Source organism: Agathobaculum sp. Marseille-P7918, from assembly GCF_900625105.1.
Taxonomy (GTDB): Bacteria; Bacillota; Clostridia; order Oscillospirales; family Butyricicoccaceae; genus Agathobaculum.
In genome coordinates, this window is sequence record NZ_UYYD01000004.1 from 83,917 (window position 1) to 98,885 (window position 14,969).

Annotated in this window: 16 protein-coding genes; 9 read left to right on the top strand and 7 right to left on the bottom strand. The window is 60.2% G+C overall.

The annotated features are described in order from the left end of the window. Window positions 1-115: 115 nt before the first annotated feature. Entirely contained in the window at window positions 116-778 is a 663-nt protein-coding gene (gene pyrE / locus EJL02_RS07895) for an orotate phosphoribosyltransferase (RefSeq protein WP_125115868.1), read from the top strand. A gap of 57 nt (window positions 779-835) precedes the next feature. On the opposite strand, the gene EJL02_RS07900 is transcribed toward pyrE, so the two are convergent. The 4 genes from EJL02_RS07900 to EJL02_RS07915 form a co-directional block, all read right to left on the bottom strand. Further along, window positions 836-2,005 (bottom strand): pyridoxal phosphate-dependent aminotransferase, encoded by a 1,170-nt coding sequence (locus tag EJL02_RS07900; protein WP_206426957.1) that lies wholly within the window; start codon window positions 2,003-2,005, stop codon window positions 836-838. Next, complete coding sequence (locus EJL02_RS07905; RefSeq protein WP_125115870.1) at window positions 1,999-2,490, bottom strand: Lrp/AsnC family transcriptional regulator; 492 nt, start codon at window positions 2,488-2,490, stop codon at window positions 1,999-2,001. Before EJL02_RS07905 ends, EJL02_RS07900 begins: the two co-directional genes overlap by 7 nt. A 125-nt stretch (window positions 2,491-2,615) precedes the next feature. Further along, window positions 2,616-3,548, bottom strand: a complete 933-nt coding sequence (locus EJL02_RS07910; protein WP_125115871.1) for an AEC family transporter — start codon at window positions 3,546-3,548, stop codon at window positions 2,616-2,618. A 76-nt stretch (window positions 3,549-3,624) separates the two neighbouring features. After that, window positions 3,625-5,295, bottom strand: coding sequence for a formate--tetrahydrofolate ligase (locus tag EJL02_RS07915; RefSeq protein WP_125115872.1), 1,671 nt, complete (start codon window positions 5,293-5,295; stop codon window positions 3,625-3,627). Window positions 5,296-5,463: 168 nt separating this feature from the next. Between EJL02_RS07915 and EJL02_RS07920 the strand changes: the two genes are divergently transcribed. Continuing rightward, window positions 5,464-6,594 carry an FtsW/RodA/SpoVE family cell cycle protein gene (locus EJL02_RS07920; protein ID WP_125115873.1) on the top strand — a complete coding sequence of 377 codons (1,131 nt, stop codon included), beginning with the start codon at window positions 5,464-5,466 and terminating at the stop codon, window positions 6,592-6,594. A 50-nt stretch (window positions 6,595-6,644) separates the two neighbouring features. Here the strand turns inward: EJL02_RS07920 and EJL02_RS07925 are convergent, their stop codons facing one another. Genes EJL02_RS07925 through EJL02_RS07935 form a run of 3 tightly spaced genes read right to left on the bottom strand, consistent with a single transcriptional unit; the run spans window position 6,645 to window position 9,516 of the window. Further along, the gene (locus EJL02_RS07925) at window positions 6,645-8,207 is read right to left on the bottom strand and encodes a D-alanyl-D-alanine carboxypeptidase family protein (RefSeq protein WP_164510344.1); all 1,563 of its coding nucleotides are present in this window, start codon (window positions 8,205-8,207) and stop codon (window positions 6,645-6,647) included. Then, window positions 8,197-8,436 (bottom strand): hypothetical protein, encoded by a 240-nt coding sequence (locus EJL02_RS07930; protein WP_125115875.1) that lies wholly within the window; start codon window positions 8,434-8,436, stop codon window positions 8,197-8,199. Before EJL02_RS07930 ends, EJL02_RS07925 begins: the two co-directional genes overlap by 11 nt. A gap of 36 nt (window positions 8,437-8,472) precedes the next feature. Next, entirely contained in the window at window positions 8,473-9,516 is a 1,044-nt protein-coding gene (locus EJL02_RS07935) for a hypothetical protein (RefSeq protein WP_125115876.1), read from the bottom strand. 88 nt (window positions 9,517-9,604) lie between these two features. Here EJL02_RS07935 and EJL02_RS07940 point away from each other — a divergent pair, with 88 nt between their 5' ends. From EJL02_RS07940 to recO, 7 genes are all read left to right on the top strand, one after another. Then, on the top strand, window positions 9,605-9,862 hold the full coding sequence (locus EJL02_RS07940; protein WP_125115877.1) for a YabP/YqfC family sporulation protein: 258 nt from the start codon (window positions 9,605-9,607) through the stop codon (window positions 9,860-9,862). An 18-nt stretch (window positions 9,863-9,880) separates the two neighbouring features. Next, window positions 9,881-11,101 (top strand): sporulation protein YqfD, encoded by a 1,221-nt coding sequence (locus EJL02_RS07945; RefSeq protein ID WP_125115878.1) that lies wholly within the window; start codon window positions 9,881-9,883, stop codon window positions 11,099-11,101. A gap of 210 nt (window positions 11,102-11,311) precedes the next feature. After that, the gene (locus tag EJL02_RS07950) at window positions 11,312-12,331 is read left to right on the top strand and encodes a PhoH family protein (protein WP_442858007.1); all 1,020 of its coding nucleotides are present in this window, start codon (window positions 11,312-11,314) and stop codon (window positions 12,329-12,331) included. 15 nt (window positions 12,332-12,346) lie between these two features. Then, a complete protein-coding gene (gene ybeY / locus EJL02_RS07955) occupies window positions 12,347-12,841 on the top strand; it encodes an rRNA maturation RNase YbeY (protein WP_125115879.1) in 495 nt (164 codons plus the stop codon). Between the two features lies 1 nt (window position 12,842). After that, entirely contained in the window at window positions 12,843-13,310 is a 468-nt protein-coding gene (locus EJL02_RS07960) for a diacylglycerol kinase family protein (RefSeq protein WP_125115880.1), read from the top strand. Continuing rightward, a complete protein-coding gene (gene era, locus EJL02_RS07965; protein ID WP_125115881.1) occupies window positions 13,307-14,203 on the top strand; it encodes a GTPase Era in 897 nt (298 codons plus the stop codon). Before EJL02_RS07960 ends, era begins: the two co-directional genes overlap by 4 nt. Next, a complete protein-coding gene (gene recO, locus EJL02_RS07970; protein WP_125115882.1) occupies window positions 14,204-14,950 on the top strand; it encodes a DNA repair protein RecO in 747 nt (248 codons plus the stop codon). The last annotated feature ends 19 nt before the right edge of the window (window positions 14,951-14,969 follow it).

Sequence of the window (14,969 nt, forward strand, 5' to 3'; positions counted from 1 at the left end):
CAAATCAAAAAGCCCAAAGCGATTGCTTTGGGCTTTTTAACTGCCGGCGGCGGCTTGTTTCCGCCGGAGAAATCTGGTATACTGATTACAAATGAGAATAAAGGTGGAACGCGTTATGCTGACAGCAGCGAAAAAGGAATTTATCGAGTTTATGATGAGCGCGGACGTGCTGCGCTTCGGCGATTTTACGACCAAGTCCGGCCGCAAGACCCCGTACTTTGTCAACACCGGCAACTATAAGACCGGCTTGCAGAACTCCCGTCTGGGCGAGTTCTATGCCGCGCTGGTCAAGGAGACCATCGGCGACAATTTTGACGCGATGTTTGGCCCGGCGTACAAGGGCATCCCGCTGGCGACCTCGGTGTCCGGCGCGCTCGCGCGCAATTACGGCATCGACAAGCCGTTCTTCTTCAATCGCAAGGAAGCCAAGGATCACGGCGAAGGCGGTAACATCGTCGGCTACAAGCCTAAGGACGGCGACCGCGTTATCATCATCGAGGATGTCATCACCGCGGGCACCGCGATCCGCGAGACCATGCCGGTGCTCAAGGGCTGCGCGGATGTCAAGGTGACCGATATGTTCATCTCGGTCAACCGCTGCGAGGTCGGCACGACCCCGGGCAAGACCGCGGTCATGGAAGTCGGCGAAGAGTTCGGCATCCAGGTGCACGCGCTTGTCACGGTGCAGGATATCCGCGAGTATCTGGCGGACAAGGCGGAATACGCCGATCTGCTGCCGTTGATGGACGCCTACATGGCGCAGTACTGCGTATTCTAACGCGAAAACGGCATAAAAAACAGCCTGTTCCCAACGGAACAGGCTGTTTTGCTATCTTTACAGGCTTTGCAGGAACTTGCGCATGCGGAAGCAGGCTTCACGCAGATGGTTCATGGAGTAGGAATAGGAAATGCGCACATGTCCCTCGCCGCTTGCGCCGAAGGCGTTGCCGGGGATGACCGCGACCTTCTGCTCGCGCAGCAGCCGCTCGCAGAACTCTTCGCAGGACAGACCGGTCGAGGTGATCGACGGGAACATATAGAACGCGCCCTGAGGCTCGAAGCATTCCAGCCCCATCGAGCGCAGCTCGCCGAGCAGGAAGCGGCGGCGGATGTCATACTGGGTGCGCATGCGTTCGATATCGTCCTCGCCCGAGCGGATCGCTTCGATGCCCGCGAACTGCGCGGTGGTCGGTGCGGACATGATGCCGAACTGGTGCACCTTGCAGATGTGGCGCATCAGCTCCTTCGGGCCCATCGCCCAGCCGAGACGCCAGCCGGTCATCGCATAGGACTTGGAGAAGCCGTCCACGACGATCGTGCGCTCCTGCATGCCGGGCAGTTCGGCAAAACAGACGTGCGGCTCCTTGCCGTAGGTCAGGCTGCAATAGATCTCGTCCGACAGCACCACGATGTTGGTGTCGCGCAGCACAGCGGCGATCGCCTCCAACTCGTCCCGCGTCATGATCGCGCCGGTCGGGTTGTTGGGGTAGGGCAGGATGAGCAGCTTGGTGCGCGGCGTGATCGCGGCGCGCAGCGCGTCCGCGGTCAGCTTGAACTGATCTTCCACGCGCGTCGGCAGCGGGACCGGCACGCCGCCCGCCATCTGGGTCAGCGGCGTGTAGCAGACAAAACTAGGCTCGGGGATCAGCACCTCTTCGCCGGGGTTGACCAGCGCACGGATGGCGTTGTCAATGGCTTCCGAACCGCCCACGGTAACCAGAATCTCTTTGTCCGCATCGTAGCAGATCTGATATTTGCGCCGGGTCAGCGCCGCGATCTGGCGGCGAAGCTCGGCAAGGCCCCAGTTGGAGGTGTAGAAGGTCTGGCCTTTCTCCAGCGACTGGATGCCTGCGCGGCGGATCTGCCACGGGGTTTCAAAGTCCGGCTCGCCCACACCGAGTGAGATCGCATCGGGCATGGTTGCAACCACATCAAAGAATTTGCGGATGCCCGACGGCTTGACCTCTTTCACTCGGTTGGACAGGAGCTGTTCGTAATCTACCATGATATCATGACCTCTCTTTTATCGTTATCGGAGGGGTCAAATTCCACGCCGTAATCCTTGTATTTTTTCAGAATGAAGTGCGTGCCGGTGGAAAGGACATTCTCCATCGGGGCGAGCTGCTCGGAGACAAAGCGCGCAACCTCGCGCATCGAGCGGTCCTTGATGATGACCGTCAGGTCAAAGCCGCCGCTCATCAGATAGACGCTTTCCACCTGATGGTGCGAATAGATCTGGCGGGCGATTTCGTCAAAGCCCATGCCCTTCTGCGGGGTGATCTTGACCTCGATGAGCGCAGTGACGCTCTCTTTGGCGGTTTTGTCCCAGTCCACAACGGTTTTATAACCCAGGATCGTAGAATTCTTTTCAAAAGCACGGATGGCTTCGACAACCTCTGCTTCGCTCGCGCCGGTCATGGCGGCAAGCTGGGCAGGGGTCAGGCGTGCATCCTGGCTGAGCAAATCCAGCAGCTTTTCGGGATTTTCCATGATAACAACCTCCCATTTCAGTTGATTTTTGCAAGGTGTACGACAGCGGGAAATCACCGTCGTACGGCTATTATACACCAGACCGGACGAACTTGTCCACTGTGCAGCGACCGCTTTGGCAAATCTCAGATCAGCCAGTCATACACGCCGATCATCAGCGGCATGGTAACGATCGACAGCAGGGTGGACAGCACATACAATGCGCTCGAATGTGCCGCGTCGCGGTCGTACAGCTGCGCAAGCGAGGTGACAGTCGCGCAGGCGGGCGTGATACAGGCGAGAAATACGGTCATCAGGATGTTTTTGCCGTCCGGGATCAGACCGGCCGCGCCCACGGCACGGAACAGCAGCACGGTCAGCAGGGGACAGAACAGCAGGCGCAGCGCCGCGGCCAGATAGCCGCGCGGCGCGGTGAACAGCTGGCGGAGCGGTGCGTCCGCGATGACCATACCGGCCAGCAGCATGCCCAGCGGGCCGAGCATGGAACCGGTGGTGTCCAGCGTCTGGTTGACAAAGTCGGGCAGTTCAATGCGCAGCACAAACAGCGCGCAGCCGATGACAATGGCGATGATGTTGACGTTGAGCAGGATCTTTTTCCATTCCATGCTGCCGGCGCCGCAAAGCAGGCTGCGGCAGTGCGTCCAGATGAGGATCTGCTGGATGACGATGAATGCACAGGAATAGATCACATAATCCGGCCCGAGCAGGGCGTTGACCAGCGGGATCACAAGGATACCGGCGTTGGTGTAGACGATCACGGCGCGTTCGATGACGTCCAGCCGAAGCGGGCGGGCAAGCACGCGGGAAACGAGCAGGAACAGCGCGTGCGCTGCCCCCGCAAACACAAAGGAATAGAGCAGTCCGCCCATGACCTGCGGGGTATACTCCACCTGAAAGGCATTGATGATGACGCAGGGCGTCACGACATATACCATGACGACCGAGATGCTGCGGCTGTCCTCCGTGCGCAGCAGCTTGGCCTTGACGATGATGTAGCCCATAAGCAGGATGAGAAAAAGCTGCACGATCTGTTCCGCCAGAATCAGGCTGATTTCCATATTGCGCCCCCATTTTTTTCATGTAATGCAGAAGCCGCCAATGGGCGGCTTCTGCGTATGGATTGGACTTTTCGGATCAGAACAGGCCGGTGATCTTGCCATCCTTGTCCACGTCGATCTTTTCGGCGGCCGGCACCTTGGGTAGGCCCGGCATGGTCATGATCGCGCCGGTCTCGACAACGACAAAGCCCGCGCCCGCGGCCAAACGCGCCGAGCGGACGTTGACGACGAATTCGGTCGGACGGCCGAGCAGCGCCGGGTCGTCGGACAGCGAATACTGGGTCTTGGCAACGCAGACCGGCAGGTTGCCGTAGCCCATTTCGGTGATGTTCATCAGTTCCTTGTGGGCCGCCGGGGCGATGGTGACGCCCAGCGCACCATAGATCTCCTTGGCGATCTTGCGGATCTTGTCCTCGAGCGGGAGCTCGTCCTCATACAGCATGTGGAAGTCGGCCTTGCCTTCGTCCAGTACGGCCAGAACTTCCTCGGCCAGCGCCTTGCCGCCTTCGCCGCCCTTGGCGAACACTTCGGAGAGCGCAACCCGCACACCGCGATCTGCGCAGTGCTGGCGGATGAAATCCATTTCCTCGGCGGTATCGGTCGGGAAGGCGTTGATCGCAACCACGGTCGGCACGCCGAACTTCTTCATGTTGTCCAGATGCGCGTCCAGATTGCAGATGCCGCGCTCGAGCGCTTCCATGTTGGGCGTGTTCAGTTCGGTCTTGGGTACGCCGCCGTTATACTTGAGCGCGCGCACGGTCGCCACGATGACGATGCAGTCAGGGGCGATGCCGGCCTTGCGGCACTTGATGTCCATGAACTTCTCTGCGCCGAGGTCCGCGCCGAAGCCCGCCTCGGTGATGGCGATGTCGGCCAGCTTGAGCGCCAGCTTGGTAGCCTGCACACTGTTGCAGCCGTGTGCGATGTTGGCAAACGGGCCGCCGTGCATCAGCGCGGGCGTGCCTTCGAGCGTCTGTATGAGGTTGGGCTTGATGGCATCCTTCATCAGCGCCGCCATCGCGCCTTCCGCGTGCAGGTCGCGCGCATAGATCGGCTTGCCGGCATAGGAATAGGCGACCAGAATGTCGCCGAAGCGCTTTTTCAGATCTTCCAGATCGGAAGCCAGGCACAGGATCGCCATGACTTCGGAGGCGACCGTGATCATGAAGTGGTCCTCACGCGGCACGCCGTTGACCTTGCCGCCCAGACCGATGGTGATGTTGCGCAGCGCGCGGTCATTCATGTCCATGACGCGGGTGAAGGTGATGCGGCGCGGGTCGATGCCCAGCGCGTTGCCCTGCTGCATGTGGTTGTCCAGCATGGCGCACAGCAGGTTGTTGGCCGCGGTGATGGCGTGCATGTCGCCGGTGAAATGCAGGTTGATGTCCTCCATCGGCACGACCTGCGCATAGCCGCCGCCGGCCGCGCCGCCCTTGATGCCGAATACCGGGCCGAGCGAGGGTTCGCGCAGCGCGATCATGGCCTTTTTGCCGAGCTTTGCCATCGCCTGACCCAGACCGACGGTCGTGGTGGTTTTGCCCTCGCCCGCGGGGGTGGGGTTGATGGCGGTGACGAGCACTAGTTTACCGTCCGGACGGTCCGCCGTCTTTTTCCAGACGTCGGCGGACAGCTTTGCCTTATATTTCCCGTATAATTCCAGATCTTCCGCATCCAGACCGGCAGATGCGGCAACTTCGGTGATCGGGCGCATCTGGCAGCCCTGTGCGATTTCAATATCGGATAACATAGCATTTCCTCCCCTGTAAAGTTTACACAGTGACATTATTATAACAATGTTCTGCACAGTTTTCCAGCGAATCCCGAGAAAAATTTGCCGAATTTGTGACTCGAAAAAGCAGGCATGTTGTGGTATGATATAAAGCGTATATGATTTTGAACAAAAAGGAGGGTCGGCATGGACGTTTTCAAAACGATCACGCATTATATCAAAAACACCGACCTGTATTTGGCAATATTGGCACTGATTTGTTCGGGATATGGTATGGTGCTGATCTACTCGGCAACGCTCAATCCCGCGACGGCGCTCGACGGCAGCACGCGCAACCTGATTGTGCAGGGCGCGGCGATCATCATTGGCTTGGGCGCTTTTGTGGTGATGAGCCTGATCGATCTGGAAGCGATGAGTGGCTGGTGGAAGATCTTTGTGCTAGTCAACATCGGGTTGCAGTTTTTGCTGTTTACGCCGCTGGGGCAGGAAGTCAACGGCCAGCGCGCATGGCTCAATCTGGGCGTGACCAGCCTGCAGCCGGGCGAGCTTGGCAAGCTGATTTTCATCTGTACGCTTGCCGCGCACATTTCCGAAATCAAGGAACACATCAGCGAGTGGCGCGGGCTGTTCGTCATCGGCCTGCACACGCTGATTATGATGGGCGCGGTCGTCATCGCGTCCGGCGATACCGGCATGGCGATCCAGTATTTCATGATTGCGCTCATCATGCTGTTTGCCGCGGGGCTGTCGCTCAAGTGGCTGGGGGCGGGTGTTGGCCTTGGCATCATCAGCATCCCGATTCTGTGGAATTTCGTGCTGCAGGATTACCAAAAGACCCGTATCCTCGTGCTGTTTGACCCGTCGATCGATACTGACGCCTCCATGCAGGCGACGTACGGCAAGATCGCCATCGGTTCCGGCCAGTTTTCCGGACAGGGCTTGACGCACGGCACAATGACCCAGATGCAGCTGGTTTCGGAAAACCAGACCGACTACATCTTTTCGGTTGCGGGCGAAGAGCTGGGCTTTCTCGGCTGCATGCTGATCATCTGTCTGCTGGCGCTGCTCATTCTGCGCTTGTTTTATGTTTCCTACCGTGCCTCCACCACGTTTTCCGCGCTGCTTGCCGTGGGTGTGGGCGGCATGTTCCTGTTCCAGACGTTTATGAACATTTTTATGAACGTCGGTCTGCTGCCGGTTATGGGCCTGACGCTGCCGTTCTTTTCCTACGGCGGTACCTCAGTTGTGACAATGTATGCCGCGCTCGGTATCGCGGCGGGCGTGCGGATGCGTGAAAAACCATCCTGGCTGCAATAGCCCTCACAGACAAAAAAAGAACCGTCCCCACGGGGACGGTTCTTTTTTGTTTATCTGCGGCGTCTGCGCTGATAGTTGGAATTTTCATATCGCGAGCGCAGGTTTTTGCGCTGTCTGCGGCGGCGGATCCCGCCGAAGGTCAGGTTGAACAGGATGTACAACACTACGAATACCGCAAGCACGATCAGGATGACCTTGAATACCGTGCTCTGGAAGAAGTTGCTCAGCTTGTCTGCATAATACAGCACGCGGCTCATTTCTACGTCGCTCAGCGCGACCAACTCGACTGTGCCGTAATCCACACCGTTATAAGAATAGGTGACGCTGCCGATGATGTCGCCCGCCTTGATCGGGGCGTCCACACTTTCCGGCGCGGTGATCACCGGGTTTTTGGTCAGCTCCTCAATATCCAGATCCTTGGGCACCAGAGAAACCAGATCGTTTTTGGCGGTCAGCACCAGCTTGTCCGTATCGGTGGACAGCGCTACGCCGATCTGCTTGATGGTATCGCCTTGCTTGACCAGGGTTTTGGAGGTGAAATTCTCAAAGCCCCATTTGCAGAGCGAACTGGTGTCGGTGAAGCTGGCAGCGATTTCGGGATACTGGGGTGACTGGTCGGCGCTGCCCAGCACGACCGAATACAGCTTGGCGTCGCCGTATTCCGCGTAGCCGACGAAGCAGTTGCCCGCCTGCGAGGTGTGTCCGGTTTTGATGCCCTTGCAGTACGGATAGGAATAGGAGGCATACGAACTGAAAATCAGCATGTTCGTCGTGTAGATGATGCGCTCTTCATGCATATTGGTTTTGCTCATTCGATACTGCACGGTGTCAGCGATGTTGGCAAAGGTTTCGTCCTGCATCGCCGCATAAGCGATTTTGTACAGGTCGCGCGCGGTGGAATAGTGGTCTTCTTCATGCAGGCCGCAGGGGTTGGAAAAATGGGTGCCCGTGCAGCCAAGCTCGGCGGCGCGCGCGTTCATCATATCGACAAAGTTTTCCCAGCTGCCGCCAACATGGCGGGCCAGCATGTACGCGGCTTCGTTGGCGGAAGGCAGCATGAGCGCATAGAGTAGATCCTCCACCGTGACGACTTCGCCCTCTTTGATGTCCGCGTTCGAGCTGTCGGCCGTGACATGCTCGAAGTCAGAAGCCTCCGCGGTGACGGTTTCGCTCAGGTCGCTCACGTTTTCGAGCGTCAAAAGCGCGGTCATGATCTTGGTGGTAGAAGCCGGATAGCAGCGCGCGTCGGCATTTTTTTCATACAGCACCATGCCGGAGTCCGGGCTGATGAGCAAAGCGGATTTGGCGGTGATGGAAGGCGCGTTGGCCGCGGCGGCGATGACGTTTGCGTCGTTGTTCTGCGCGGTGGTCGAAGTGCCGTCGGTATCGCTGTCCGAACTGTCCGTGCCGTCGGAATTTGCGGTATCGCTGTCCGAGTTGTCCGTGCCATCGGAATTTGCGGTGTCGGCCGAATCAGTGGTATCTGTCGTGTCAGACACGGATTGGTCGTCGTCCGGCGCGGCCAGCGCCTGCGGCAGCGGCACGGCGGCGGACAGTAAAACAAAGCACAGCGCAAGCGCTGCAAAACGGTTCCATATCATTTTATTTTTCATCGGTATCCCCCAGCGAGAAGTCAGCATCTGTAAAGTGTCCGCGCAGCGCCGCCGGCTTGGGCGGCACCCGTCGCAGGGGATCATATCGGAACGCACGGCAGTGGTCCGTGCCGTCCACAACGCCGCGCCGGCGGCAGGCGATGCGCTGGCCGTCGGCCAGCGGCGTGCCATGCGCACAGTAGGTGCAGCGCGGTTCGATATCTTTTCGCAGCAGCTTTTTCAGCCTCATGCGTAAGGTCACTCCAATCCAGTATTCTGTGACCCATTATATCTTATTTTTCGCTTTTTTTCCAGACCAAATTGCAAACATCACCAAAAGCAATATCAGGAAGGGAAAGAGATGAGGATGCGGCGCGGCTGCGGCGTCCGTGGGGGCAAAAGCGGGAAGCGCGGTGGGAAAAACACGCGTCAGCAGGGCGGTCAGCGCAGCGGACAGCGCGCCGTGCAGCAGTTTGCAGGCGGCAAAGCCGCGCATGGGCAGACCGGCGGGTTCGGCCAGGGCGCGCGCCTGAAACTGCACGGCCAGGCCGCCGAACCCAAGAAGGAAGGAGGTCAGCGTCAGCTTGACGCTGTCCGGCAGCGGCAGCGGGTCGAGCGCATCCAGCCCCGAAGTCAGCTCGAGCAGGCCGGCGCCGGCGTTTCCATACGGAAGCTGGGACAGCACAGGCTGAATCAGGTGCAGCAGGATGCAGAAAACCGTCAGGAACGCGGTGACGGTCAGGGCGGTGGCGGCGGCCTGCTGCACGGCGGCGCAGAACATCGCGGAAAAGCTTTGCCGGGCGGTTTGCTCCGTCGTGCGGGCGGTTGGCGCCGGAAGAACGGGCGCGTCTGCGCGCGCGGCGAACAGGCCGACCAACAGGGCAGCCAGCACATGGATGCCGTACAGCACCGCGCCCGTGCGCGCGCTGCCGAATATGCCGAGCCCCGCCAGCCCGATGCAGAAGCCGGGGCTGGCGCAGTTGCAGAAGCAGTTGACACGGGCGGCGGTGTCGCGCGCAAGAGCGCCCTGCCGCAGCAGATCGGCGGTGGTCGCCGTCCCGACCGGATAGCCGCCGGTCAGCCCGAGAATGACAGCCGGTGCGGCGGCGGGCGGCAGGCGGTACAACGCCCAAAGCGGGCGTGCGGCAAGGCGGCTGAGCGCCTGCGCCAATCCGCTGCGTGTCAGCAGGCCGCTGGCTAGAAAAAAGGGGAACAGCGCGGGCAGCGCCTGTCCGGCGGCAAGCGAAAGCCCGTCGCGCACGCCTTCGGCGCACGCCGCCGGACAGAACAGGAATGCAGCAAACAGCGCAAGCGAAATCAGCAGTTTCATGGACACACCCCCGATGCCTCAGAATATGCGAGGCAGGCAAGTTTGATGCGGCCGATGCATACAATAGCGGGGCAGAGGAGGGACGCACATGGCGCATGACGGGTTGGGCGAGCTGTTCGACGACCTGCACTACGCGCGGCCTCGCGTGGAGATCATCGGCAACAGCCGCGTGGTGGTGGAAAACCACCGGGGCATACAGGAGTATGAATCCGGGCTGCTGCGCGTCAAATGCAGCGGCTGCGAGGTGCGCATCGTGGGAGAGGGGCTGGCGTTGACGGCGCTTTCGTTGGATGAATTGGCGGTGACCGGGACGATCGTCTCGGTGGAGTATACCACAGCGGGATAACGGAAAGGGGGCAGGACGATGATCGCGCGGCTTTGGCATCTGGCGCGCGGACAGGTGCGCGTGCGCGTGACGGGTGCGAGCCTGCCGCGGTTTCTCAATTTGTGCGCCGCGAAGGAATTAACTTTGCGGCGGATGGAGCGTACGGCGTGGGACGAAATGTATGCTACGCTGTCGGTTGCGGATTTCCGCGCGCTGCGGCGGTATATGGGACGCACAGGCTGTCGGGTGCATATCGTGCAGCGGCGCGGCGCGCCGTTTGTGGCACAGCGGCTGCGGCCGCGCACGGTATTGTGGGGCGGGTTTGCGCTGTTTGTGCTGCTCTGCTGGGTGCTGAGCGCACATATCTGGTCGATCGAGACGCATATCGACCCGGCGCTCGATCAGGCCGAGGTGATGCAGCAGCTGGAAGAGCTGGGGGTGCATGTCGGCGCGCGGATCAGCGCATTGGATACGCGCAGCATCCGTTGGAAGATGCGTGCGATGCAGCCCAATATGACGTTTTTGTCGCTCAATATCCGCGGCAACAGCCTGACCGTGGAGGCTTACGGGGTGACGCCGCCCGCAGAGAAGATCGATCAGGACGCGGTGGTCAAAGTGGTGGCCGCGCGCGAGGGCGTGGTCAAGAGCGTCAAGGCGCTCGAGGGGCAGCCGATGGTGCAGGCGGGCGACGCGGTGCAGACGGGCGACACGCTCATCAGCGGTCTGGTGCCGCCCACGCGCGAAGGCGGCAATTACCGTCTGGCGCATGCGCGCGGCGAGATTGAGGCGTACACCGTGCATCATGTGACGGCGGCGCGTGCGCTCGAGACCGAAAACAAGGCGTACACCGGGAAAATCAAACGGCAGTATGCGCTGGTTTTGGGAAATCATCGGTTAAATTTATATATTGGGAGTGGAATTGCCGGGGGTACCTGTGATAAAATAATAGAAACCAGAATGCTGCGCCTGTCGGACAGCGTGGTGTTCCCGGTGTCGCTGGTCGTGCAGACCTATGTGTTTTACGAGCGCGAGGGGCAAACCGATGCGGTGGAGGACCTGCGCGTTGATATGCTGTCGCGAGCGCTCGAGGACATTGCCTCTGGCATCGATGGTTCGGTCACCGAACACAGCGAAACGCTCACCGAGCAGAACGGCGCGGCGGTACTGGATCTGACCGTGCACGCGGTCGAGCAGATCGGGGTGGAAGCCGTGGACGACAGCACGATTCCGGAGAAGCCGCCGGAAGAAGATGGGGCATAGTAGCCTCCGCGCCGCAGCGCGTATGAAATGGAACCGTGCGGTGTGCCGCGCGGTTCATAAAAACCGGGAGCGTGCATCTCGGTTTTTATACAGGAAAAGAAAAAAGTTTCGATAGGAACTTTTTTCGATAGAGGCTGCATCCGCAGTATTGCTGCGGTGCAATCCTTCGTCCGAAAGCGTGGCTTCGGACGAGATTTCAAGGAAAGCAAGGTGCAAACCATAGAAAAGACAATACAGGTGGAGAGAACCGAACTGCTGATTTCGGTTTTCGGCGCATTTGATGAGAATATCAAGCTGATCGAGCGGGAACTGGGCGTGTCGGTCGTCAGCCGGGGAACCGAACTGAAGATTTCGGGCGAGCCGGCGGACGTCGAGATCGCCGGGCGCACCATAGAGGCGCTGGTTTCCATGGCGGCGCGGGGCGAGGCCGTCGGCACGCAGACCGTGCAGTATGTCATTGGGCTCGCGCGCGACGGGCGCGAAGCCGAAGTGCATACCATGAGCCGCGACGTGCTATGCATCACGGCCAAGGGCAAGCCGGTCAAGGCCAAGACGCTCGGCCAGAAACGCTATATGGAAGCCATCCGCAAAAATACGATCGTCATGGGCGTCGGCCCGGCGGGCACGGGCAAAACCTACCTTGCCGTTGCCGCGGCGGTCGCGGCGTTCCGGGATAAGCAGGTCTCCCGCATCATCCTGACGCGTCCCGCGGTTGAGGCGGGCGAAAAGCTGGGCTTTTTGCCCGGCGACCTGCAAAGCAAGGTCGATCCCTATCTGCGGCCGCTGTATGACGGCCTGTTCGATATGCTCGGCGCGGAGAATTTCGCCAAGTATCAGGAGCGCGGCTCGATCGAAGTAGCGCCCTTGGCCTACATGCGCGGCCGCACGCTGGACGACAGCTTCATCATCCTGGACGAGGCGCAGAACACGACCCCGGAGCAGATGAAGATGTTCCTCACCCGCTTGGGCTTCGGCTCGCAGGCGGTCATCACGGGCGATATCACCCAGATTGACCTGCCGGACGGCAAACAGTCCGGCCTGAAGGAAGCGCTGCGCGTGCTTGACGGGGTGGAGGGCATCGCCCAGTGCTATCTGACCGAAAAGGACGTCGTGCGTCACGAGCTGGTGCAGCGCATCGTCAAGGCATATGCGGAATATGAGGGCAAAAAGGGCAAGGGACGGCAGCAGGCCAAGCGTCTGCCCGCCCGCCGCAAAGAGGACAAGCGATAAAAAGAGGATGCAGAGATGAACCATCAGATCAAAATCGGGTTTGAAACCGAAGTGGAGGATGCGCAGGGCGTGCGCGAGCTGATCCAGACCTGTGCAACGCGCGTGCTCGAGAGCGAGGGCGTGCCGTTTGACGCGGAGATCGACGTGACTGTCGTTGACGCGGACGCCATCCGGCAGCTGAACGCCGAATACCGGGACAAGGACGCCGTGACCGATGTGCTGTCCTTCCCGATGTACGAATTTTATAACGGCGAGCCGCAGGAGGAACTGGATGCCGAGCCGGACACCGGCTGCGTCATGCTGGGCGATATGATCCTGTGCTATACGCGTGCGGTCGAGCAGGCCGCCGAGTTCGGCCATTCGCCCGCGCGTGAGTGCGGCTATCTGACCACACATTCCGTGTTGCACCTGCTGGGATACGACCACGAGAGGAACGACGAGGATACCCGCCTGATGCGCGCCAAGGAGGAGGACAACCTCACCTTCCTCGGCCTGACCAGAGAGAACTGATATGGGCAAGAACATCCGAAAACTGCATGAGAGCTTTCAGCATGCCCTGCGCGGGCTGGGGCTGTGCATCCAGGGCGAGCGCAACTTCCGTGTGCATATGGTCGCGGCGTTTTATGTGACCGTTTTTGCGCTGATGGGCCGCGCGAACGCGGCCGAGGGCGCGATCCTGTGTCTTTGCTTCGGCCTGACCATGGGTGCGGAGCTGATGAATACCGCCATTGAGCGGCTGTGCGACCGGCAGGCCAGCGGATACGACGGGTTTGTGCGCAATGCCAAGGATATCGCGGCGGCGGGCGTGTTCGTGTGCGCGGTCGCATGCGTCGCGGTCGGTGTGTGCATTTTCCTCGGCGAAGGGGTGCTGTGGACGGCGGTACAATTCCTGCTGGCGCATCTTTGGGCTGTGATGGCGCTGCTGGTGACCGTACCGGCCGCGCTTTGGTTTATATTTCATTATGGGAGAATACAATGAGTAAGATTACAAAAACCGCGGTCGTCTCGGTGGTCGGCCGCCCGAATGTCGGCAAATCCACGCTGACCAATAAGCTGGTGGGGCAGAAGGTTGCCATCGTGTCCAGCAAACCGCAGACCACGCGCACACGCATCACGGGCGTACTCAGCCGCGGGGACACGCAGTATGTCTTTCTGGACACGCCCGGCCTGCACAAGCCGCGCTCCCGTCTGGGCGACTATATGTGCAAGGTCGTGACCGATACCGTGTCCGAGGTGGACGTGGCGGCGCTGGTCGTCGAGCCGATCGCGAACATCGGCCCGGCGGAGGAAAGCCTGATCGCGCAGATCAAGCAGCACCACATGCCATCCATTCTGGTCATCAACAAGATCGACACGATCAAGAAGGAAGAATTGCTCGCGGTCATCGCGACCTATTCGCAGGCGCATGACTTTGACGCAGTCGTGCCGGTTTCGGCGCGCACGGGCGAGGGCCTTCAGGATTTCCTCTCCGAGGTGGACAAATATGCCATCGAAGGACCGCAGCTGTTCCCGGAGGATATGGTCTCCGACCAGCCCGAGCGGCAGCTCGTGGCCGAGATCATTCGCGAAAAGATGCTGCGCCTGCTCGATCGCGAGGTGCCGCACGGCGTGGCCGTCGGCATCGAGCGCTGGAACGAGCGTGAGGACGGCCTGGTCGAGATCAACGCGGTGATCTACTGCGAAAAGAACAGTCACAAGGGCATCATCATCGGCAAGCAGGGCGCGATGCTCAAAGAAATCGGCCGGCAGGCGCGCGCGGATATCGAGCGCATGCTGGATGCCAAGGTGTTCCTCGAACTTTGGGTCAAGGTCAAAGAGGGCTGGCGCAACAATCAGTACCAGATGCGCAACTTCGGTTACGAGGATCAGTAAATGGCGGAGGTCAGACTGCGCGCGCTCATCCTGCGCGAGGTGGATTTCGGCGACTTTGACCGTTATCTGACCGTGCTGACCGAATACGGCCGCAAAAGCGAAATTCTGTATAAAAACGCGCGGCGGGGCAAAAAACAAAACCCTGCCGCGCGGCAGTTTTGTTATTCCGAGCTGATCCTGTCCGAGCGGGGCGGAAAATACGCGCTGCGCGACGCCGATCTGGTGCACTCGTTCTTTTCGCTTGCCGAGGATATCGAGCGGTACGCGCTCGCGTGCTATCTGGCCGAGCTTGCCGGTACGGTGACCGGGCCGGACGAGGACAGTCCGGCGGTCAGCCGTCTGCTGCTGTACGCGCTGCACGCGCTCGAAGGCAAAAAACGTGATCCGCTGCTGGTCAAGGCGGCGTTTGAGTGGCGTGTGCTGGCCGAAAGCGGCTATGCGCCCGATCTGGCCGGCTGCGGCGTGTGCGGACAGCCGATCGCGCAGCCGCCCGTGTGCTTTTCCGTGCGGGCAGGTACAGCGGCGGACGCGAAGTGCGCCGCGCGCATCGGCGGGTACGAACGGTTGGCGGACGGCACGCTGCGAGCGATCTTGCACGCGCTGTCGGCCGAGCCGCAGAAGGCGTATGCCTTTGCGCTCACCGGCGCGGCAAAAGAGCAGTTTTGCCGGTTGGCCGAAGCCTACGCGCAGTATCACCTCGGCCGCGGGTTCGACAGCTTGCAGTTTTATAAATCAGTAGCATTATAATTTGTATTTTGGGAGTTTG

What these genes read in the sequence shown, in the direction of transcription:
- EJL02_RS07960 (WP_125115880.1), top strand. Translation starts at nt 12,843, where the DNA reads ATGGGCAAGAACATCCGAAAACTGCATGAGAGCTTTCAGCATGCCCTG.
- EJL02_RS07915 (WP_125115872.1), bottom strand. Translation starts at nt 5,295, where the DNA reads ATGTTATCCGATATTGAAATCGCACAGGGCTGCCAGATGCGCCCGATC.
- EJL02_RS07910 (WP_125115871.1), bottom strand. Translation starts at nt 3,548, where the DNA reads ATGGAAATCAGCCTGATTCTGGCGGAACAGATCGTGCAGCTTTTTCTC.
- recO (WP_125115882.1), top strand. Translation starts at nt 14,204, where the DNA reads ATGGCGGAGGTCAGACTGCGCGCGCTCATCCTGCGCGAGGTGGATTTC.
- era (WP_125115881.1), top strand. Translation starts at nt 13,307, where the DNA reads ATGAGTAAGATTACAAAAACCGCGGTCGTCTCGGTGGTCGGCCGCCCG.
- EJL02_RS07925 (WP_164510344.1), bottom strand. Translation starts at nt 8,207, where the DNA reads ATGAAAAATAAAATGATATGGAACCGTTTTGCAGCGCTTGCGCTGTGC.
- EJL02_RS07930 (WP_125115875.1), bottom strand. Translation starts at nt 8,436, where the DNA reads ATGAGGCTGAAAAAGCTGCTGCGAAAAGATATCGAACCGCGCTGCACC.
- EJL02_RS07935 (WP_125115876.1), bottom strand. Translation starts at nt 9,516, where the DNA reads ATGAAACTGCTGATTTCGCTTGCGCTGTTTGCTGCATTCCTGTTCTGT.
- pyrE (WP_125115868.1), top strand. Translation starts at nt 116, where the DNA reads ATGCTGACAGCAGCGAAAAAGGAATTTATCGAGTTTATGATGAGCGCG.
- EJL02_RS07900 (WP_206426957.1), bottom strand. Translation starts at nt 2,005, where the DNA reads ATGGTAGATTACGAACAGCTCCTGTCCAACCGAGTGAAAGAGGTCAAG.
- EJL02_RS07920 (WP_125115873.1), top strand. Translation starts at nt 5,464, where the DNA reads ATGGACGTTTTCAAAACGATCACGCATTATATCAAAAACACCGACCTG.
- ybeY (WP_125115879.1), top strand. Translation starts at nt 12,347, where the DNA reads ATGAACCATCAGATCAAAATCGGGTTTGAAACCGAAGTGGAGGATGCG.
- EJL02_RS07940 (WP_125115877.1), top strand. Translation starts at nt 9,605, where the DNA reads ATGGCGCATGACGGGTTGGGCGAGCTGTTCGACGACCTGCACTACGCG.
- EJL02_RS07905 (WP_125115870.1), bottom strand. Translation starts at nt 2,490, where the DNA reads ATGGAAAATCCCGAAAAGCTGCTGGATTTGCTCAGCCAGGATGCACGC.
- EJL02_RS07945 (WP_125115878.1), top strand. Translation starts at nt 9,881, where the DNA reads ATGATCGCGCGGCTTTGGCATCTGGCGCGCGGACAGGTGCGCGTGCGC.